The organism is Kineococcus sp. DHX-1, assembly GCF_042473625.1.
Taxonomy (GTDB): Bacteria; Actinomycetota; Actinomycetes; order Actinomycetales; family Kineococcaceae; genus Kineococcus.
Map to the genome: position 1 here is coordinate 3,508,850 of NZ_CP170445.1, position 20,113 is coordinate 3,528,962.

Here is a 20,113-nt window from a genome sequence, read left to right on the forward strand (position 1 = left end):
CCTCGGGACCGGCGTGTCGCACCCCCCAGCGCCGACGGGTGCAGCGTTCCTGCACACCCGGCCCGCCGTCAGGCGCCCGGCGCGCCCGTCAGCCCGGACAGCTCCGCCTGGACGGCGAAGTCCGGCACCCGCGCGACGACCTCGTCGAACGTGCCGACGTCCACGACCCGGCCCTCCTCGAGCAGCACGACGGCGTCGCAGTCGCGGACCGTCGCCAGCCGGTGCGCGACGACGAGGACGGTGACGTCGTCGTGCAGACCCGCGACGGTCGCGGTGACCGCGGCCTCGGTGGCGGCGTCCAGCGCCGACGTCGCCTCGTCCAGGACGAGCACCTTCGGGTCGGTGTAGAGGGCGCGGGCGATGCCGAGGCGCTGACGCTGGCCGCCCGACAGCCGGAGCCCCCGCTCGCCGACGGGCGTCGACAGGCCCTGCGGCAGACCGGCCACGACCTCGGTGAGCTGGGCGCCGGCGAGGACCCGCTGCACGCGCGCCTCGTCCACCTCCTCCCGCCGCCAGGACAGCGCGACGTTCGCGGCGACGTCGGCGTCGAGCAGCGCGACCTCCTGCGGCACGTACCCGATGCGCCCGCGCCAGCCCGCGGCGACGTCGGCCAGCGGGGTCCCGCCGACGAGCACGCGCCCCGACGACGGCGTCAGCAGGCCCAGGACGACGTCGACGAGCGTCGACTTGCCCGAGCCCGACCGCCCGACGACCGCGACGCGCGCCCCGGCGGGGATGCGCGCCGAGACCGCGTCCAGGGCGGGGCGCTCGCTGCCCGGGTAGGCGAAGGTGACGTCCTCCAGGACGATCTCGACGGCCCCCGGCGGCAGGCCGACGAGGTCGACGGGCGCGAAGCGGGCCGGCTCGCGGTCGGTGGCCCCCGTCTCGCGCAGCGCGTCGAGCACCTCGTGGGCGTTGGGTTCGTGGGCGTGCATCGTCGCGAAGACGGACTGCAACCGGGTCAGGCACGGCACGACGCGGAACCCCGCCACCGCGAACAGGCCGATCGCCGACACGGCCTCGGTGACGCCCTGGGTCACGACGGCGATCCCGCCGACGACGAGGAACCCGCCGAGCAGCGCCGCCTCGAGCACGAACCGCGGGCCGACGGAGTAGAAGAAGGCCATCCCGCGGGCCCGGGCACTGCCCGCGCGCACCTCGCGCGCGACGCCGGCGAGCTGCTCGCCGCGTCCGCGCAGCGTGATCTCCTTCGTCGTCGCGAACGACTCCTGGACGAGCCGGATCGTGTCGACGGACGCCGACGTGGCCGTCCGGCCCGCGGCGGCGGCGCGCTTGGCGATCACGGAGTAGAGCAGGACCGCGATGAGCCCGAAGTAGACCGCCGCGACGATCGCCGTCTGCCACGCCGCGACGAGGACGACGGCCCCGACGGCGACGAGCGAGGCGACCTCCGCGACGAGGCTGGAGAACGGCATGAGGAAGCCGTTGAACGCCTGGTTGAGCGACTCGTCGACCGTGCGGACCGCCCGCGCCGACGACGCGCGCAGCCGGTAGGCCCACGACGCGGACAGGTAGGCGCGCACGAGCCGGTCGGCCACGTCGACCTCGTGCACGGCGAAGCGCACGACGCCCCAGCGCACGAGGGCGAGCTGGGCCAGCGACTTGGCCACGAGCAGCAGGCTGGCGACGCAGATGAGGACGATGAGCTGCACGGTGCTGACCCGGTCGCCGAGCACGGGCAGGGCGAGGGCGAGCTGGCCGCTCCCGCTGACCGCCGTGGGCAGCAGCACCGCGAGCAGACCGAGGGCGGCGACGTCGAAGACGGACAGCAACGCCTGGGACGTGCAGTAGACCGCCACGAACCGCGAACTGCCCGCCGGCAGGAGCGAGAGCAGCGCGCGGACGGTCGACAGCAGGGACTTCACGCGCGTCATCCTCGCCGATGCGCGAGGTGGGGTGGGGGACGCGCCATGATGGACGGGCCGTGACCACCTCAGCCGCCTCCCCCACCCCGAGCCCGCCGCGCCCCGACGCCGCCGGGTTCGACGACACGTGGGTCGTCGTCCCCCTGTTCTGCGAGGCGACCGTCATCGCCGGGGTGGTGCGGGGCCTGCGCGAGCAGTTCGCCCACGTCGTGTGCGTCGACGACGGCAGCACGGACGCCTCCGCCGCCGAGGCCGAACGCGCCGGCGCGGTCGTCGTCCGGCACGCCGTGAACCTCGGCCAGGGCGCGGCCCTGCAGACGGGGATCGCCTACGCCCTGCGGGACCCGCGCACGCGCTCGGTCGTGACGTTCGACGCCGACGGCCAGCACCGCGTCGAGGACGCCGCCGCGATGGTCCGGCGCCTGGAGGACGAGGACCTCGACGTCGTGTTCGGCAGCCGGTTCCTGGACCGGCGCACCGAGCTGGACCGGCTGAAGAAGGTGGTGCTGCGCGCCGCCGTCGTCTACACCAACCGCACGACGGGCCTGCGCCTGACGGACGCGCACAACGGGTTGCGGGTGTTCTCCCGCCGCGGTGCGCAGACGCTGCGGATCCGGCACAACCGGATGGCGCACGCCAGCGAGATCGTCCACCAGGTGGGCCGCTCGGACCTGCGCTGGGCCGAGCAGCCGGTGCACGTCCTCTACACGGACTACTCCCGTTCCAAGGGCCAGTCGGTGCTGAACAGCATCAACATCCTCGTCGAAACGCTGCTGGGGTAGTCGTGCTCGCCATCCAGGTCCTGCTCATCGCCGTCGTGCTCGTCGTCGGGATCGTCCTCGTCCGCAGCACCGCGGGCGCGCGGCACCAGGCCGTGCGGCGGTTGCTGCTGGGCGCGCTCGTGGCGCTCGCCGTGGCCAGCATCCTGGTCCCGACGGCCGTCACGGCCGCGGCGAACGTCGTCGGCGTCGGCCGCGGCGCGGACCTGCTCCTGTACGGGCTGGTCATCGCGTTCCTGGGGTTCGTCGTCTCCTCCTACCGGCGCGCGCGGCACCTGGAGGAGACGGTCACCGAACTCGCCCGCCGGCTCGCGCTCGACGAGGCCCCCACACCGGAACAGGCCCGCCACCACGAGGGTGACGGGCCCGTCCAGGGGTGAGGTCGCGGGTCAGCCCGCGGCCGCGACCACCGCGTTGTAGGCGTTGTCCGACACCGAGTTCTGGTCACCGAAGACCAGGACGCTCTGGATGGACTTGCCGTTCGATGACGCGTCGGCCTTCAGGACGTTGATCGCGTTCTTCGTGCTGTCCGGCAGCGACCCCTTGGCGGTCAGCAGCATGGGGCCACCGGCGTAGGCCATGAGCGCCGACCCGGACAGCGCGTCGGGCCAGTTCTCGCCCGTGGCGACGCCGACGATCGTCGTCGCGTCCTTGAAGAACGCGCTCGACGTGAACTGCTGGGCGACGAGGCCGGCGGTCTCGTAGCGGTCGTTGCCGGCCAGCTGGGCCCAGCCGCTGGTGCCTCGGCCGACGGCGGTGACGGCCGTGCCGCCGATGGCGAGCTTGGTCGCGAAGGTGCGCGAGCCCAGGTAGTTCTGGGTCGTCGAGCCGAGGTTCCCGCCGTCGCTCAGCAGGACGACGCCGATGCTGTGCTTCGTCGTCTCCTCCTGCACGCCCATGAGCGCGCCCGCGGCGAGGCCGTCGGGGAAGTTCCAGCCGGTGACGACCGAGACGGTCTGCGCCTGGGGCAGGAGCTTGGCGATCTCGACGGCGGTGCCGAAGCGGTCCGAGCCGGCGACCCGCTGGGTGGGGAACCCGAGGGCCTTGACGGAGCTCTCGACGCCGGCCGACAACGCGTTGGTGTCGCCGAGGAGGTAGACGGTGCCGCCCGGCTTGAGCACGTTCTTGATCGCCGCCGCGACCTCCGGCTGCAGCGCGGTGCGCGACGTCATGAGCAGCGGGCCGCTCTTGTCGGAGGCCAGCGGGGCGCCGGCGAGGGCGTCGGCGAAGGTGTCCGAGCGGGTGAGGACGACCGAGTCGGCCCCCTGGCTGGAGAAGGACGTCGACGCGGCGATGGCCGTGCCGACGCGGTCGGCGCCGTAGACGCGGTAGGCCTCGGCGGCCTTGAGGGTGACACCGGGGCTGGCGGTCGCAGGTGCGCCCCCGGCGACGAGGGCCGTGCTGACCGCGAGGGCGGCCGCGAGGCCGAGGGTGCGAGGACGCAAGCGCATGGTGACCTTCCGGTGGGACGTGCCGTCAGCTGCAGGTCTCGACCCCGAACGGCCGAATCTTGAGGCACAGAGTGTCACGACTTCCTGCGTGCTCGGTCACACGATGGCCGGATCGTGCTCACGGGAGCTCCACGAGACGCGGGTCCCACTCCCCCGTCCGGCCGCGGATGTGTTCACACCGCGTACGGATCGCTACTCTGCGCGTCATGCGGATGACTGTCATCGGATGTGGCTACCTCGGCGCCGTCCATGCTGCGTGCATGGCCGAGCTGGGGCACGAGGTCATCGGGATCGACGTAGACCCTGAGAAGGTCGCGGCCCTGCAGGCCGCTCGCGCCCCGTTCTTCGAACCGGGACTGCCCGAACTGCTCGAACGCACCATGGCCACCGGCCGCCTGACGTTCACGACCGACATGTCCGCCGCCGCCGGCTCGGCCGTCCACTTCGTCTGCGTCGGCACCCCCCAGAAGCGCGGCGAGTTCGCCGCCGACATGAAGTACGTCGACGCCGCCGTGGACTCCCTGCTGCCCCACGTCGCCCCCGGCGAACTCGTCGTCGGCAAGTCCACCGTCCCGGTCGGCACCGCCGCCCGCCTCGCCGCCAAGGTCGCCGCCTCCGAACCCGGCGCAGCGCTGGCCTGGAACCCCGAGTTCCTGCGCGAAGGCCACGCCGTCGAGGACACCCTGACCCCCGACCGCCTCGTCTACGGCGTCGCCGGCGGGCAGAGCACCCCCGAGGGCAAGGCCGCCAAGGCGCTGCTCGACGAGGTCTACGCCACCCCCCTGGGCCGCGGCACCCCCCTGATCGTCACCGACTACCAGACCGCCGAACTGGTCAAGGTCGCCGCGAACTCCTTCCTGGCCACCAAGATCTCCTTCATCAACGCGATGGCCGAACTGTGCGAGAAGGTCAACGCCGACGTCACCCAGCTCGCCGACGCCATCGGCCACGACGACCGCATCGGCCGCAAGTTCCTCAACGCCGGCCTCGGCTTCGGCGGCGGCTGCCTGCCCAAGGACATCCGCGCGTTCATGGCCCGCGCCGGCGAGCTCGGCGCCGACCAGACCCTGACCTTCCTGCGCGAGGTCGACTCCATCAACATGCGCCGCCGCATCCGCATGGTCGACCTGGCCCGCGAGGTCTGCGACGGCTCCCTCATCGGCAAGCGCGTCGCCGTCCTCGGCGCGGCGTTCAAGCCGCTGTCGGACGACATCCGCGACTCCCCCGCCCTCAACGTCGCCGCGCAGATCCGCCTGCAGGGCGGTGACGTGGTCCTCACCGACCCCGCCGCCCTCGACAACGCCCGCAAGGCCGTCCCGGACATCTCCTACGCCGAGACCGTCCCCGAGGCCGTCCGCGGCGCCGACGTCGTCCTGCTGCTGACGGAGTGGAAGGAGTACCGCGACCTGGAACCGGCCACGATCTCCTCCCTGGTCAAGGAGAAGCGCATCCTCGACGGCCGCAACGCCCTGGACCCCGCCCGCTGGCGCGCCGCCGGCTGGACCTACCGCGCGCTGGGCCGCCCGCGCGCCTGACGCCACCCCGCGCCGTCGTGCGCGGTCCCCCGTGGAAAACACTCTTTCCGCCCCGCCGAGGCGCTCGGCCGGGGCGGAAAGTGTGTTTTCCGCGTGTGCAGGGCCGGGTGGGGTGCGGGAGCGGCCGTACGGTGGTGCGCATGCCCGCCGAGCCCCCCGAGCGAGACACCTCCGCCGACGAGGCGCAGCGCTGGCACTCCACCACCTACGGCAAGCCCCGGCGCAGCTCCGGCCGTCCCGCCGCCGCGCAGACCCCGGGCCGCGAGCAGCGGCTCGCCGAGCTCCACCGTCCCGACCCGCGTCCCGACCAGGACCCCGAGGGGCAACGGAACCTCGACGAGGGCGGAGCGCCCCCGGCCGAGCGGCCGCAGACCCCGGCGCCCCGCCCCCCGCGTCCCCGCCGCCCGCACGTCCGGCGGCGGCGCGTCCTGGCGGTCGTCGCCGTCCTCGTGGTCCTGGCCGTCACCTACCCCGTCGCCCTGGCCTGGCGCGGCTGGTCCTCGGTCGACCAGATCGCCGCGGCCTCGACCGGTGCACGACCCGCCGCGACACCCGGCACGACGTACCTCATCGTCGGGTCCGACTCCCGCGACGGGATGACGCCCGAGGAGCTCGCGGAGTACTCCGCGGGCGGGGCCGACATCTCCGGCCAGCGCACCGACACGATCATGCTGCTGCACGTCCCCGACGGCGGCGGGCCGGCGGCGCTCATCAGCGTCCCGCGCGACTCGTGGGTCCCCATCCCGGGCCACGGCAAGAACAAGATCAACGCCGCGTTCGCGATCGGCGGCGCGCCGCTGCTCATGGAGACGGTCGAGCAGGTCTCGGGATTGCGGATCGACCACTACGTCGAGACCGGTTTCGGCGGGTTCGCGCAGATCGTCAACGCGGTCGGCGGGGTCACGATGTGCCCGGCGAAGGCCGTGGACGACGTCCGGGCGGGGTTGAACATCCCGGCGGGGTGCCAGGAGATGGACGGCAAGACCGCCCTCGGGTACGCGCGCTACCGGTACACCGACGTCCAGGGCGACTTCGGGCGGGTGCAGCGCCAGCGGGAACTCCTCGGCGCCATCATGTCCAAGGCCGCCAGCCCGTCGACCCTGCTGAACCCGTTCCGCGCGTTCCCCCTCGCCTCCGCGGGCGGGAGCGCGGTGACCGTGGACGACGAGTCCTCCATCAGCGACCTCGTCGGGTTCCTGCGCGGGATGCGCGCCGCGACCGGCAGCGGCGGGATCTCGATGACCGTGCCGGTCTCGGACCCGAACTACCGCACGGGCCACGGCATCGCGGTGAAGTGGGACACCGAGAAGGCGCTGGCCATGTTCACCGACCTGAAGAACGACGACACCGAGGCGCTGCGGTCCCTGGTGGCCTGACTCCCCCAGTGACGCAGAACGCCCCGCCGGCCGCAGCCGACGGGGCGTTCTGCTCTGGTCTGCAGACGGGATCAGAACTCGGTGACCGCGGTCAGCGCGTTGACGATCCCCTCGCCGTAGAACCCGTTGTCGTCGGTCGTCCCCGCGCAGGTCGCCGTCGAGGTGACGGGGCCGTTCGCGGTGACACGGCGGTAGGTGAACTCCGCCGGGACCGGGCACGGGGTGTCCGTCGCCGTGCCGAGCAGGATCGCCTGGGTGACCGCCGGGTCGAGGGTCAGGGTGCCCGGGTGGGCCTTGTCGGGCTTGCCGTACTCGCTGACGATCAGCGCCGCGACACCGGCGGCGTGCGGGGCGGCCATCGACGTGCCCTGCAGGTACTGGTAGTACGCGTCCTTGCCGTCCTTCGTCTTCTGGCGCAGGACGAACGGGGTGTTCGGCTCGCCGTTGGCGTCGATCGTGCCCTCCGCCTTGGCGACGTTCGCCGGGTAGGCCGCGAGGATCATGCCGGCGGGCGAGGTGCGGCCGTTGGCGGTGTCGTACGCGTCACCGCCGGGAGCGGAGACGTCGGACTGCTCGGTGCCGAAGTTCGAGTAGTACGCCTTGCGGCCGGACGGACCGGTCGAGTTCACCGTCACCACGCCGTTGCTCTCGGCGGGCACGTTGAGGCAGGTGGAGTTGTCGATGGTGCGGTCGCGGGCCTGGGTGGGGTTCCCGTCGGCGTCGACCGGGTAGTCGGGGCTGGAGGAGTCGACACCGGGGGCGCCGAGGTCGGTGGCCTCGTTGCCGCTGGCCGAGATCGGCAGCACGCCCTTGCTGCGGGCGTAGTCGATCGCGCGCTGGACGGCCGCGACGATGACGCGCTGCTGCGCCTGCTCGGCCGGGGAGTCGGCCGGGTTGGCCTGGCAGTTGTAGAGCCACGGGTCGACGTAGAAGCTCATGTTGACGACGTCGACGCCGGAGTCGCCGGCGAAGGTCAGCGCGTCGAGGGTGGGCTGCAGGAAGAAGTACCCGGAGTCCTGGCCGGCGCGCAGGTTGACGAGGTTCACGTTCGGTGCGACACCGGCGATCCCGAGCCCGTTGACCGGCGAGCCGATGGTGCTGGCGACGTGGGTCCCGTGGCCGTCGTCGTCGACGTCGACGGGGTCGACGCAGCTCTTCACCTCGCACGGTCCGTCGATGTCGGGCATGTCGGTGACGAAGTTGCGGCTGCCGGCCCGGTCGAAGTTCGGGGCGATGTCGGGGTGGGTGCCGTCGACACCGGTGTCGATGATGCCGACGGTGACCTTCTTGCTGCCGGGCTGGACCTTGTAGGAGCCCTCCGGGGTCGCGCCGATGGCCCGCATGTCCCACTGCAGCGACGCCAGAGGTTCGGCGCCCTTGGCCTTGGCGGCCTGCGACTTGAGGGACGCACGACCGGCCAGGGTGGCGCGTTCGGCCTCGGTCAGCTTCTCGACGGCGTCCGCGCCGGAGGCGGCGTCGGCCGGCGCCTTGCCGATGCTGCGGTCGGCCGCGGCCCCCACCAGGCCGGCGGCGCCGTCGGCCTTGGTGGCGAAGTCGGCGGCCGAGCTCTCGACGAGCGCGTACCCGACCTGCGCGTTGCTGGACAGCACCGTGCCGCCGGCCTGGGCGATCGCGGTGCGGGCCATGGCGTCGCTGACGCCGGCGTCGTAGAGGACGACGTAGCGGGTGGTGCCCTGCTGGACGGTGGCCGTGCCCTTCTGCGTGCTCGTGGTGGTGGAGCTGGAACTGGGGTCGGCGGACGCGGACTGCGTCACCGCCAGCGTCGTCGCGAGCAGCGCGGTGCTCATCGCGGCCGACAGGACGATCTTGCGCACGGGGCCTCCCTGCCTCAAACGGATCAACCGGGCAGAGTGTGCTGCACAGACTGCACACAGACAACCCTTGACCTTGGGCAGATTGCACGCTAGGTGCTCGCGCGCATCACTTCCGGGCGAGGTCCAGCAGCACGTCGAGCAGTCGCCGGCCGTCCATCCGCAGCCCGTCGTGCTGGTACTCGTTGGTGACGAACGTCCGGGCCCCGCGGACTGCGCGGGCCGTGGCCGCGGAGAACTCGTAGGGCACGAACATGTCGTCGACGTACACCGCGGCGGCGACCGGCACGCTGTTCCGCGCGAGCACCTCGGCGTCGTGGAGCGGGGGCAGGGTGGCGTCGGCGGCCAGCAGGTGCGCGGCCTCGCGCAGCGGCACGAGCGCGGGGTCCTCCTCGAACTGCCAGGGGTACACGTGCTCGCCGGTGAACCGGAACTCCGGCGCGTCGAGGGCGAACTCCGCGAACTCCCCCCGGACCCGTTCGGCGGCCCAGTCCGTCGCCGCGCCCTGCGCGTAGATGCTCTCGTGGACGAGCGCGTACAACGGCTGCCCGGCGAACGACAGCCGCCGCCCGACCTCCAGCAGGAACCGCTCGCGCAGCCGGACCTCGCCGCGCACGGTGGTGAACGGGTCCTCGAGGGCGAAGTGCAGCGCGTCGAAACCCGAGGTCGTGCCGAGCGCGATCCCGAGGGTGCGGAACCGCCTGCCCGACAGCCGCTCCCCCGTCGGCAGGAGTTCCTCGACGGCCTCGAGGTGGTCGGCGACGCGCTGCGCGACGGCGAGGTCGCGGGGGTAGCGCTGGAAGAACTCGGCGTTGCGGCGGGCGGTCTGCGCGTACGTGGCGCGGTAGACGTCGTCGGCCGTCCGGTCGATCCCCGGCAGCCCGGCGGTGATGAACACCTCCCGCAACCCCTGCGGCGCCTGCGAGAGGTACGTGGTGAGGCAGAACCCGCCGTAGCTCTGCCCCAGCGCCGACCAGGTGTCCCCGCCGAGGGCCTGCCGCAGGAGTTCGGCGTCGGCGACGATCGCGTCGGCGCGCACGTGCCGGAGCAGCGCGGCCTGCTCCGCCGGGGTCCCGGTGAGCGACTGCCGGTCCAGCGGCGTCGAGCGACCCGTGCCGCGCTGGTCGAGCAGGACGACGCGGAACTCCTCCAGCGCGCGGTCCAGCCAGCCGCCGACCGTGTCGGGCCGGGGAGACGGGTTCCCCGGCCCGCCCTGGAAGAACACCAGGCGTGGGGCGTCCTGCTGCCCGTCGCGGACGTACTCGCGGGCGAAGACCTCCAGCGTGCCGGGCAGGTTTCCGGAGTGGTCGAGCGGCACGGTGAGCACGTGCTCGTGGACGTCGTGCCCGTCGACGCGGTGGGACTCGGTGACGAGGGGGCCGTCGGTGCGGGAGCTCACGGCGGCGACGCTACCGGGGGCCTCACCGGGGCCTCGCCCACACCCTCGCGCAACCCCGTGGACGGTCCGCCCGGCGGCGCCTACGGTCGGGGCGTGAAGATCGCCGAAGCGCTCACCGAGCGCGCCGACGCCCAGCGCCGGGTCGAGCAGCTGCGCAGCCGCATCGCGGCGAACGCGCGCTACCAGGAGGGTGAGGAACCCGCCGAGGACGCCGCGGCGCTGCTCGTGGAGGTGGGTGAGGTGCTGACGCGCCTGGGGACGCTCATCGCGCAGGTCAACCGCACGAACTCCCGGGTCGACCTCGGGCCGGACGGGACGATGACCGACGCGCTCGCCACCCGGGACGTGCTCCGCCTGCGGCACGCGGTGCTGACGTCGGCGGCCGACGCGGCCGCCGGGCAGGGGACGCGGCACCTGCGCAGCGAGCTGCGGCACCTCTCGGCCCTGCCCGTCGCGGACCTGCGCCGGCAGGCCGACGAGGTGGCGCGCACTCTGCGCACCCTCGACGGCCGGATCCAGCAGGCCAACTGGACCCACGACCTGCTGGACTGACCGGAGCTGGACTGGACGGAGAGGGAGTGAGGGGCGGCGGCAGTCGGTAGCCGGACGGGAGCGGACACGACCCGCAGTGGCCGGCGGGGAACACGGCCACTCGCTGGAGGTGGAGGGCAGCCTGGAGTTCGAGTCTCCGCGCACCGAGCAGCCCCGCACCGCGCACCACCCACGGTGCACCCAGCACGCAGCACCACCGTGTGTCGGTCCGTCCGGTGAGGGTGGGTCAGGGGACCCGCCGCCCCGCCCGCGCCCCGCGCGGCGCGTCAGCTCCCGAAGCCGACGCCCCCGCGCCGGGTGCGGGCGCGCAGCGTCGAGCCCTTGTCGTACGCGGTCTGCCGCAGTCCGTCCTGGAACTCGACCATGCGCGCCCGCAGGTCGGCGTCGGCGGCGGCGAGGATGCGGACGGCGAGCAGCCCGGCGTTGCGGGCGCCCCCGATGGAGACCGTCGCGACGGGCACGCCGGCGGGCATCTGGACGATCGACAGCAGCGAGTCCATGCCGTCGAGGTAGCGCAGCGGCACCGGGACGCCGATGACCGGCAGCGGGGTCACGCTCGCAAGCATCCCCGGCAGGTGCGCGGCACCCCCGGCTCCGGCGATGACGACCTGCAGCCCGCGACCGGCGGCGGCGGAGCCCCACGCGACCATGTCCTGCGGCATCCGGTGCGCCGAGACGACGTCGGCCTCGTAGCCGACGCCGAACTCCTCCAGCGCCTTGGCGGCCTCCTCCATGACGGGCCAGTCGGAGTCGGACCCCATGACCACGCCGACGCGAACGTCACTCATTCGTCGATCTCCCCCGCGATGAAGGCCGCCGCGTGCCGGGCACGCGCGCGGACGCTGTCCAGGTCGTCGCCGTAGACGGTGACGTGACCGAGCTTGCGGCCGGGCCGCTGCTCCTTGCCGTACAGGTGCACCTTGACGCCCGGGTCGTGCGCCATGACGTGCAGGTAGGACCGGTACAGGTCCTCGTGCCGGGTCTGGATCTCCTTCGGCCCCAGCACGTTCACCATGACCGTCCAGGGCGATCGCGCCGCCGTCGAGCCCAGCGGCAGGTCCAGGACGGCCCGCAGGTGGTTCTCGAACTGGCTCGTCACGGCGCCGTCGATGCTCCAGTGCCCGGAGTTGTGCGGGCGCATGGCGAGCTCGTTGACGACGAACGTGCGCCGCCCCTCGCGCTCGACCTCGAAGACCTCCACGGCCAGCACGCCCGTGACCCCGAGGCCGCCGGCGATGCGCAGGGCGACGTCGGTGAGCTCGGCGGCCAGGTCGGCGTCGAGGTCGGGGGCGGGGGCCGTGACCTCGTGGCAGACGCCGTCGCGCTGCGCCGTCTCCACGACGGGCCAGGCGGCCGCCTGCCCCGAAGGGCTGCGGGCGACGAGGGCGGCGAGCTCGCGGGTGAAGGGGACGTGCTCCTCGGCCAGCAGGCCGCCGCGGTCGGCCCAGTCGGCGAACCACGCGTCGGCGGTGGCCCACCCCGCGTCGTCGGGGCCGTCCAGGACGAGCACGCCCTTGCCGTCGTAGCCGCCGCGCGGGGTCTTCACGACGACGGGCCAGCCGGCGTCGGCCGCGAAGGCCTCGACCGCGGCCCGGTCGGTCACCCGCGCCCACGCGGGGCAGGGGACCCCGAGCGCGGTGAGGCGCTCGCGCATGACGACCTTGTCCTGGGCGTGGACGAGGGCGTCCGCCCCGGGCTGCACGCTGGTGACCTCGGCCATGGCCCGCAGGCCCGGACCCGGGACGTGCTCGTGGTCGAAGGTGACGGCGTCGCACTCCGACGCGAAGGCGACGAGCGCCTCGAGGTCGTCCGCCGCGCCGACCGGGGCGGGCGTGATGACCTGCGCCGCCGCCACGTCGGGTCCCTCGGCCAGGACGCGCAGCCGCAGGCCGAGGGCGGTCGCGGCCGGCTGCATCATGCGGGCGAGCTGCCCGCCGCCGACGACGCCGACGACGGGGAAGCCACCGGGGCGGGCGTAGGGGGCCGGGTCCGGCCGACCGGCCGCAGACGACGAGACGGGGGACGAGGCGGTCACGGGGTCCGAGGGTAGTGGGCTCGCAGCGCAGGTCAGGAAGTCACCCGTTCGGCCGATGGACCCCGAGATGCCCGCCCGCGTGGCGTGCGTCACCCTGGTCCCGGCGCGTCGTGGGACTGCGGCGCGTACCCACGGAGGGGGAAGTTCGTTGTTCACCGTGATCGCCTGTGTGGCGTTCGTCGTCGTCGGCATCGTCGGAGCGATGAAGATGGAGGACCACCTGGACCCCCGGAGCACCCGGCGCGAGACACGCGCCCCGGCGGAACGGTGATCTGGAGCCGGTTCCCAGCCTGACCCGTCAGACTGCGTGGCCGCAGGACGTACGGCCACCGACTGAGGGGATGCGTGTTGAGCAAGGCGTTGAGCGGGGACCAGCAGGGCGAGCGGGGTCTCGTGCGCAGGTTGCGCGACACCTACGAGGTCCTGGCCCGCGAGGCCGCCAAGTTCGGCATCGTCGGCGCCGTGGCGTTCGTCACGGACTTCGGCATCTTCAACCTGTTGCGGTACGCGGGTCCGGACGGTGTCGGCGTCCTGAACCACAAGCCGTTGACGGCCAACGTCATCTCGGTCGTGGCGAGCATCGTGGTGGCCTGGCTGGGCAACCGGTACTGGACGTTCCGCCACCGCCGGCGCGCGTCGGCCCAGCGCGAGCTGCTGCTGTTCTTCGTCATGAACGGCGTCGGCCTGCTCATCTCGCTGGCCTGCCTGGGCTTCACGTACTACGTGCTCGAGCTGCGCGGTCCGGTGGCGTCGAACATCTCTGCGAAGGTCGTGGGCGTCGCGCTCGGCACGCTCTTCCGCTGGTGGGCCTACCGCCGCTTCGTCTTCGTCGAGGAGCTGCGCGAGGAGGGCTGGGACGCCCCGGCCGAGCCGTCAGGCGCGGCGCAGGTGGACGACGTCCCCCGCAGCGAGGCTCGTCCGGGCGCCGCCTGAGTCCTGCACGACCAGCCGGCCGTCGTCGTCGACGTCGACCGCCTCCCCCTGCAGCGTCGTCCCGCCGGGCAGCTCGACCCGCACGGCCTGCCCGAGCGTCGCGCTGACGGCGCGGTAGTCCGCCAGCGGGGACTCCCCCGCCGTCCAGGCGTCGACGCGCCGCCGCAGCGCGCGCAGGTACCGGCGCAGCACGGTGTCGCGGTCGGTCGTGCGGGCTCCGGCGAGCGCCAACGACGTCGCGGTCTCGACGGGCAGCTCCTCGGTCCGCAGCGAGACGTTGATCCCCGCACCGAGCACGACGCGGTCGCCGCGGGCCTCGGCGAGGATCCCGCACACCTTCCCCGGCCGGTCCGGCCCGGTGACGAGGACGTCGTTGGGCCACTTCAGGCCGGCCTCGACGCCGACGGCGGTCAGCGCGTCGACCACGGCGAGGCCCGTGACGAGCGGCAGCAGAGACCACCGCTGCGTCGGCACCGCGGGGCGCAGGAGGACGGACACCGCCAGCGACGACCGCGGCGGGGCCGTCCAGGTCCGGCCGAGCCGCCCGCGACCGGCGTCCTGGTGGTCGGCGACGAGGACCGAGCCGTCGGGCGCCGCCTCGTCGGCGAGCAGGTCCGCGTTGGTCGACCCGGTGCTCGCGACGGCGTTCAGCCGCGTCCAGGCACCGGGTCCGACGAGCGCGCTGCGCAGGGCGGCGGCGCGCAGCGGCGGGCGGTCGAGGTCGCTCCAGGCGGGGTCCACACCGGCATCCTCCCCCACGGGATTTCCCAACGGGCCCGACGTGTGGTGAGGTGAGCCTGCCCTTGCCAGACCCCCTGTCCCACTCCCTCCCGAGGAGCACCCGTGCGCACGTCCCGCCGCGCCCTGCTGGCCACCGTCCCCGTCGTCGCGATCGCGAGCGCCTGCGGGTCCTCCTCCACGCAGGAGCCGGCGGCCGCGCCCAGCAGCTCCGGCTCCGCCGGGGCGAGCGCCTTCCCCGTCACCATCGAGCACGCGCTGGGGAAGACCACGGTGGAGGCTGCGCCGCAGCGCATCGTCTGCCTGGGCTGGGGGTCGCAGGACGTGCTGTGGGCGCTGGGTCTGCAGCCCGTCGGCATCCCCGAGGTCACGTGGGGCGGGCTGGAGGACGGGACGCTGCCGTGGTGGGCGGGCCACTTCGACAAGGCCACGACGACGTTCCTGCCGGCGCCGTCGAGCCAGGAGATCCCGTTCGAGCAGATCGCGGCGCTCGCCCCCGACCTCGTCCTCGCCGTGAACTCCGGGATCACCGCGCAGGACTACAGCAAGCTCGAGGCCATCGCGCCGACCGTCGGGTACCCGAAGGGGCCGTGGCTGACGACGTGGCAGGAGTCGGCCACGATGATCGGCCAGGCCGTCGGCAAGTCCGCCGAGGCCGAGAAGCTCGTCGCGGACACCGAGGACGACCTTGCGAACCGCGCGGCCGCGACTCCCTCGCTCAAGGGCAAGACGTTCACCTACGTCTACGCGACCTCGACGGGGATGTCGGCCTACCTGCCCGGTGACGCCCGCGTGGACCTCATGCGCTCCCTCGGCATGGTGGACGCCCCCGGCATCGAGTCCCTGGCCAAGGCCAACCCCGACGAGTTCTACGTCGAGATCGCCAAGGAGCGGGTGCGCGACATCGACAGCCAGGTCCTCGTCGGCTACGGCGAGATCACCCGCGACCAGCTCCGCGCCGACCCCGTCTACGCGACGATGCCGGCCGTGGCCGCGGACGCCGTCGCCTACCTCGACGACAAGCTGCTCGTCACCGCGACCTCGGCGACGGTGCTCAGCGTGCCGTGGCTGCTGGACCGGCTCGTGCCGATGCTCGACGCGGCGGCGCAGAAGGCCCCCACCCTCTGAGCGGTGCACCTCGGAGGTGATCACTAGGCTCGCCGCGTGGACGAGCAGCGGCCGGCGACGGCCATCGACGCGGTGGCCGAACGACACCTCGAGACGGTGCTGCGCCTGCAGCCGACGCTGGCGCTGAGCCTGGGCGTGCCCGACGCGGCCGCCGGGCTCGGTGACCGCTCGCCGGCGGGGCTGGCCGCGGTCGCGGCGGTGGACCGGGCGACGCTCGCCGCGCTGGACGAGGCCGAACGCTCCGGTCCCGTCGACGAGGTCGACGCGGTGACCCTCGCCGCGATGCGGGACCGGCTCGGCCTGGAGGTCGCCCTGGAGGAGGCCGGGGAGCTGCTCGGCGACCTCAACGTCATCGCCTCCCCCGTCCAGGACCTGCGGATGGTCTTCGACCTGCTGCCGACGGAGTCCGACGCGGACTGGCAGGTCGTGGGCGAACGGCTCGCGGCCGTCCCCGCCGCCGTGGCCGGGTACGTCGAGAGCCTGCGGGCCGGGGCGGCGACCGGGCGGGTGGCGGCGGTGCGGCAGGTCCGCGCCTGCGTCGTGGAGGCGTCGTCGTACGCGGCACCGGACGGGTTCTTCGCCTCCTTCGCCGCCGGTCACGGCGACGACGTCGAACGCGCCGGCGCCGCCGCGGCCCGCGCCTACGGCGAGCTCGCCCGGTTCCTGGACGAGGAGCTCCTGCCGCAGGCCCCGCCGACGGACGCCGTGGGCCGGGACCGGTACGCGCTGTGGTCGCAGTGGTTCGTCGGCGCGCGCGTCGACCTCGACGAGACCTACGCGTGGGGGCTGGAGGAGGTCGCGCGGTTGCGGGCCGAGATGGCCGACGTGGCGCGCCAGGTGTGCGGTGCGCCGGACGTGGCCGCGGCCGCCGAGGTCCTGGACGCCGCCCCGTCCGCCGTCGTCGAGGGCGCCGCGAACTTCCGGGCGTGGATGCAGGACCGCTCCGACGAGACCGTCGACGCGGTGCAGGGCAAGCACTTCGACATCCCCGAGCAGATCCGCCGGCTGGAGTGCCGGATCGCGCCGACCACGGGCGGCGGCATCTACTACACCGGCCCGAGCGAGGACTTCTCCCGTCCGGGCCGGATGTGGTGGGCCGTGCCGACCGGTCAGACCCGGTTCTCCACGTGGCGGGAGGCGACGACCGTCCACCACGAGGGCGTCCCCGGCCACCACCTGCAGATCGGGCAGACGGCCGTGCGCAGCGAGGTGCTCAACCGCTGGCGGCGGCAGGGCTGCTGGATCTCCGGGCACGGCGAGGGCTGGGCGCTGTACGCCGAGCGGCTCATGCAGGACCTGGGGTTCCTGCGCGGGCCGGGCGAGGTGCTGGGGATGCTCGACGCGCAGCTGCTGCGCGCCGGCCGCGTCGTCCTCGACATCGGCGTCCACTGCGGGATGCCCGCCCCGGCCGAGGTCGGTGGTGGCGCGTGGACGTACGAGAAGGCGTGGGCCTACCTGCAGTCGGTGTCCGGCAACCACCCCGACGTGCTGCGCTTCGAGCTCGACCGCTACCTCGGCTGGGCCGGTCAGGCGCCGAGCTACAAGGTCGGCGAACGGCTGTGGACGGCGCTGCGCGACGACGTCGCCGCGGCGCAGGGCGCCTCGTTCGACCTCAAGGCCTTCCACCGTCGGGCCCTCGACGTCGGCTCCGTCGGCCTCGACGTCCTCCGCTCCGCGCTGCTCCCCTGACCCTCTCCTCCCCGTCACTGCGCGTGGTCGTCGGGTGGGGGTCGTTGACGCATCGCGCCCGTAGGTTCGGCGCGTAGCGTCAACGACCCCCCACGGCGGCCACGCGCGGTGACGGGGAACGGGGGTGGGCGGGGACGTGGAACCATGCCGCCGTGACGTCGCTGCTCCTCGCCTCCGCCTCCCCCGCCCGCCTGGCCACGCTCCGCGCCGCGGGGCTGGACCCGGCCGTCCTCGTCTCCGGGGTCGACGAACCCGCCGTCGTCGAGCGGTACGGCGTCACCGACGCCGAGGACGTCTGCCTCGTGCTGGCCAAGGCGAAGGCCGAGGACGTCGCGGGGAACGAGGACCGGCCCGAGGACCACCTCGTCCTGGGATGCGACTCCGTCCTGGCCGTCGACCTCGGCGAGGGTGTCGAGGTCCTCGGCAAGCCCGCCGACGCCGCGGACGCCGTCCGGCGCTGGAAGGCGATGCGGGGGAAGAGCGGGGTCCTGCACACCGGGCACTGGCTCATCGACGACCGCGAGGACGGCTCGGGCGCGACGATCGGGGGCGTCGCGAGCGTGACGGTCCACTTCGCCGACGTCACCGACGCCGAGATCGAGGCGTACGTCGCGACGGGCGAACCGCTGCAGGTGGCGGGGGCGTTCACGGTCGACGGGCTGGGCGGGGCGTTCGTCCGCGGGATCGAGGGCGACCACCACGCCGTGGTCGGCGTCTCGCTGCCGCTGCTGCGCGACCTGGTCCGCGAGGCGGGCGTCGCGTGGCCGGACCTGTGGGCGACGCGCGAGGCGTAGGCGCGGGTAGTCTCAGCCCTCGTCCCACCCCACCCTCGACCTCCCGGAGACGCCGCATGACCTCCCCCGAGCCGACCAGCCCGACGTCGAGCCGGACGTCGGGGATCACCGGTCCGGTGACGAAGGTCCTCGTCGCGAACCGCGGGGAGATCGCGGTGCGCGTCGTCCGCGCCGCCCGGGACGCGGGCCTGGCGTCGGTGGCCGTGTACTCCGAGGGGGACCGGGACGCCCTGCACGTGCGCAGCGCCGACGAGGCGTTCGCGCTCGGTGGGAAGTCGGCCAAGGACTCCTACCTCGACATCGGCAAGATCATCGCCGTCGCGCAGCGCTCCGGCGCGGACGCCGTCCACCCCGGCTACGGGTTCCTGTCGGAGAACGCCGCGTTCGCGCAGGCCGTCGTCGACGCGGGGCTGACGTGGATCGGCCCGCCGCCGGCGGCCATCGAGGCCCTGGGCGACAAGGTGTCCGCCCGCCACCTCGCGGCCCGCGCGGGCGCCCCGCTCGTGGCCGGGACCCCGGACCCGGTCGAGGGCCCGGAGGAGGTGCTCGCCTTCGTCGACGAGCACGGCCTGCCCATCGCCATCAAGGCGGCGTTCGGCGGCGGCGGCCGCGGGTTGAAGGTCGCCCGCACCCGCGAGGACGTGCCGGAACTGTTCGCCTCCGCGGTCCGCGAGGCCGAGGCCGCGTTCGGCCGGGGCGAGTGCTTCGTCGAGCGCTACCTCGACCGCCCCCGGCACGTCGAGACGCAGGTGCTGGCCGATGCGCACGGCGGCGCCGTCGTGGTCTCCACGCGCGACTGCTCGCTGCAGCGCCGCCACCAGAAGCTCGTCGAGGAGGCGCCCGCGCCGTTCCTCACCCCCGAGCAGGACGCCGAACTGCGCCGCGCGTCGCTCGCGATCGTCGCCGAGGCCGGCTACGTCGGCGCGGGGACGGTCGAGTTCCTCGTCGCCGCCGACGGGACGCTCGCCTTCCTCGAGGTGAACACCCGGCTGCAGGTCGAGCACACGGTGACCGAGGAGGTCAGCGGCATCGACCTCGTCACCGAGCAGTTCCGCATCGCCCGCGGCGAGCACCTCGGCTACACGGAGGTGGCCACCCGCGGGCACTCCATCGAGTTCCGCATCAACGGCGAGGACCCGAGCGCGAACTTCCTGCCGCGCCCCGGCAAGCTCACCCGGTTCTCGCTGCCGTCCGGTCCGGGCGTGCGCGTGGACACGGGCATCGACCCCCGCGCCGCGGCCGTCAGCGGCGGGGTCGAGATCTCCCAGGACTTCGACTCCCTGCTGGCCAAGCTCATCGTGACGGGGGCGACGCGCGAGCAGGCCCTGGCCCGCGCGGCCCGCGCGCTCGGCGAGTTCGTCGTCGAGGGCGTCCCGACGGTCATCCCGTTCCACCGCACGGTCGTGGCCGACCCGGCGTTCGCCGCGAGGACCGCCGAGGGTTTCACCGTCCACACGCGCTGGATCGAGTCCCCCGAGTTCGACGCGTCGAGGATGCCTGGTTCCGGCGCCCTCGAGGCCGCCGAAGGTGCTGCGGCGCACCGGGAGACGATCGTCGTCGAGGTCGCCGGGAAGCGCCTGGAGGTGTCGATCCCGGTCGAGCAGCTCAACGCTCAGCTGTCCCGCGCCGGGCACGAGATCTCCCGCGCCGGTGTCGCGACGGGGGCCGCGGTCGCGCGTGCGTACCGCTCGGCCACGCACCGCGGCCAGAAGAAGGGCGCGGCGGCCGGTGGGTCGGCGAAGAACCCGCACGCGCTCCTCACCCCCATGCAGGGGACGATCGTGAAGATCGACGTCGCCGAGGGCGACACGGTGGCCGAGGGCGACCTCGTCGCCGTGCTGGAGGCCATGAAGATGGAGCAGCCGCTGCTCGCGCACCGCGCAGGCGTCGTCTCCGGGCTCACCGCCAAGCCGGGCGACACGACGACGACCGGCGCCGTGCTCTGCGAGATCGTCGACGCCTGACCCCGCACCGCCGGCGAGCCGG

17 protein-coding genes are annotated in these 20,113 nt (G+C 73.8%); 10 read left to right on the forward strand and 7 right to left on the reverse strand.

The window, feature by feature from the left end; genetic code table 11:
• Positions 1–68: 68 nt before the first annotated feature.
• Positions 69–1,886, reverse strand: a complete 1,818-nt coding sequence (locus tag ACFEMC_RS16775; RefSeq protein ID WP_380170696.1) for an ABC transporter ATP-binding protein — start codon at positions 1,884–1,886, stop codon at positions 69–71.
• Positions 1,887–1,945: 59 nt separating this feature from the next.
• Between ACFEMC_RS16775 and ACFEMC_RS16780 the strand changes: the two genes are divergently transcribed.
• Together ACFEMC_RS16780 and ACFEMC_RS16785 are read left to right on the forward strand one after the other, a co-directional pair.
• On the forward strand, positions 1,946–2,668 hold the full coding sequence (locus tag ACFEMC_RS16780) for a glycosyltransferase family 2 protein (RefSeq protein ID WP_380170697.1): 723 nt from the start codon (positions 1,946–1,948) through the stop codon (positions 2,666–2,668).
• Positions 2,669–2,670: 2 nt separating this feature from the next.
• A complete protein-coding gene (locus tag ACFEMC_RS16785; protein ID WP_380170698.1) occupies positions 2,671–3,045 on the forward strand; it encodes a DUF2304 domain-containing protein in 375 nt (124 codons plus the stop codon).
• 9 nt (positions 3,046–3,054) lie between these two features.
• On the opposite strand, the gene ACFEMC_RS16790 is transcribed toward ACFEMC_RS16785, so the two are convergent.
• Positions 3,055–4,116, reverse strand: a complete 1,062-nt coding sequence (locus ACFEMC_RS16790) for a cell wall-binding repeat-containing protein (protein ID WP_380170699.1) — start codon at positions 4,114–4,116, stop codon at positions 3,055–3,057.
• Between the two features lie 206 nt (positions 4,117–4,322).
• On the opposite strand from ACFEMC_RS16790, the gene ACFEMC_RS16795 reads away from it, so the two are divergent.
• Both ACFEMC_RS16795 and ACFEMC_RS16800 read left to right on the forward strand, forming a co-directional pair.
• Positions 4,323–5,651, forward strand: a complete 1,329-nt coding sequence (locus ACFEMC_RS16795) for a UDP-glucose dehydrogenase family protein (protein WP_380170700.1) — start codon at positions 4,323–4,325, stop codon at positions 5,649–5,651.
• Positions 5,652–5,791: 140 nt separating this feature from the next.
• A complete protein-coding gene (locus tag ACFEMC_RS16800; protein ID WP_380170701.1) occupies positions 5,792–7,027 on the forward strand; it encodes an LCP family protein in 1,236 nt (411 codons plus the stop codon).
• Positions 7,028–7,098: 71 nt separating this feature from the next.
• Here ACFEMC_RS16800 and ACFEMC_RS16805 read toward each other — a convergent pair whose 3' ends face one another.
• Both ACFEMC_RS16805 and ACFEMC_RS16810 read right to left on the reverse strand, forming a co-directional pair.
• Positions 7,099–8,862: a S8 family serine peptidase gene (locus tag ACFEMC_RS16805; protein ID WP_380170702.1), complete on the reverse strand. Its 1,764-nt coding sequence runs from the start codon at positions 8,860–8,862 to the stop codon at positions 7,099–7,101.
• A gap of 106 nt (positions 8,863–8,968) precedes the next feature.
• Entirely contained in the window at positions 8,969–10,258 is a 1,290-nt protein-coding gene (locus tag ACFEMC_RS16810) for an alpha/beta fold hydrolase (protein ID WP_380170703.1), read from the reverse strand.
• A 93-nt stretch (positions 10,259–10,351) separates the two neighbouring features.
• Between ACFEMC_RS16810 and ACFEMC_RS16815 the strand changes: the two genes are divergently transcribed.
• Positions 10,352–10,810, forward strand: a complete 459-nt coding sequence (locus ACFEMC_RS16815; protein WP_380170704.1) for a DIP1984 family protein — start codon at positions 10,352–10,354, stop codon at positions 10,808–10,810.
• A gap of 266 nt (positions 10,811–11,076) precedes the next feature.
• Here ACFEMC_RS16815 and purE read toward each other — a convergent pair whose 3' ends face one another.
• Positions 11,077–11,598: a 5-(carboxyamino)imidazole ribonucleotide mutase gene (gene purE, locus ACFEMC_RS16820; RefSeq protein ID WP_380170705.1), complete on the reverse strand. Its 522-nt coding sequence runs from the start codon at positions 11,596–11,598 to the stop codon at positions 11,077–11,079.
• Positions 11,595–12,845 carry a 5-(carboxyamino)imidazole ribonucleotide synthase gene (locus ACFEMC_RS16825; RefSeq protein ID WP_380170706.1) on the reverse strand — a complete coding sequence of 417 codons (1,251 nt, stop codon included), beginning with the start codon at positions 12,843–12,845 and terminating at the stop codon, positions 11,595–11,597. Before ACFEMC_RS16825 ends, purE begins: the two co-directional genes overlap by 4 nt.
• A gap of 348 nt (positions 12,846–13,193) precedes the next feature.
• Here ACFEMC_RS16825 and ACFEMC_RS16830 point away from each other — a divergent pair, with 348 nt between their 5' ends.
• On the forward strand, positions 13,194–13,778 hold the full coding sequence (locus tag ACFEMC_RS16830) for a GtrA family protein (protein ID WP_380170707.1): 585 nt from the start codon (positions 13,194–13,196) through the stop codon (positions 13,776–13,778).
• On the opposite strand, the gene ACFEMC_RS16835 is transcribed toward ACFEMC_RS16830, so the two are convergent.
• Positions 13,719–14,537 (reverse strand): biotin--[acetyl-CoA-carboxylase] ligase, encoded by an 819-nt coding sequence (locus ACFEMC_RS16835; protein WP_380170708.1) that lies wholly within the window; start codon positions 14,535–14,537, stop codon positions 13,719–13,721. The two genes, ACFEMC_RS16830 and ACFEMC_RS16835, sit on opposite strands and share 60 nt — an antisense overlap.
• A gap of 84 nt (positions 14,538–14,621) precedes the next feature.
• Between ACFEMC_RS16835 and ACFEMC_RS16840 the strand changes: the two genes are divergently transcribed.
• The 4 genes from ACFEMC_RS16840 to ACFEMC_RS16855 all read left to right on the forward strand — a co-directional run bounded on the left by ACFEMC_RS16840 (position 14,622) and on the right by ACFEMC_RS16855 (position 20,091).
• Positions 14,622–15,644 (forward strand): iron-siderophore ABC transporter substrate-binding protein, encoded by a 1,023-nt coding sequence (locus ACFEMC_RS16840; RefSeq protein ID WP_380170709.1) that lies wholly within the window; start codon positions 14,622–14,624, stop codon positions 15,642–15,644.
• 36 nt (positions 15,645–15,680) lie between these two features.
• A complete protein-coding gene (locus ACFEMC_RS16845) occupies positions 15,681–17,333 on the forward strand; it encodes a DUF885 domain-containing protein (RefSeq protein ID WP_380170710.1) in 1,653 nt (550 codons plus the stop codon).
• A 152-nt stretch (positions 17,334–17,485) separates the two neighbouring features.
• Positions 17,486–18,127, forward strand: a complete 642-nt coding sequence (locus ACFEMC_RS16850) for a Maf family protein (protein ID WP_380170711.1) — start codon at positions 17,486–17,488, stop codon at positions 18,125–18,127.
• A gap of 116 nt (positions 18,128–18,243) precedes the next feature.
• Complete coding sequence (locus tag ACFEMC_RS16855) at positions 18,244–20,091, forward strand: acetyl/propionyl/methylcrotonyl-CoA carboxylase subunit alpha (RefSeq protein WP_380176844.1); 1,848 nt, start codon at positions 18,244–18,246, stop codon at positions 20,089–20,091.
• The last annotated feature ends 22 nt before the right edge of the window (positions 20,092–20,113 follow it).

Bases quoted from the DNA above. Each gene is read 5' to 3' on its own strand.
- ACFEMC_RS16790 (WP_380170699.1), bottom strand. From the start codon at position 4,116: ATGCGCTTGCGTCCTCGCACCCTCGGCCTCGCGGCCGCCCTCGCGGTC.
- ACFEMC_RS16795 (WP_380170700.1), top strand. From the start codon at position 4,323: ATGCGGATGACTGTCATCGGATGTGGCTACCTCGGCGCCGTCCATGCT.
- purE (WP_380170705.1), bottom strand. From the start codon at position 11,598: ATGAGTGACGTTCGCGTCGGCGTGGTCATGGGGTCCGACTCCGACTGG.
- ACFEMC_RS16800 (WP_380170701.1), top strand. From the start codon at position 5,792: ATGCCCGCCGAGCCCCCCGAGCGAGACACCTCCGCCGACGAGGCGCAG.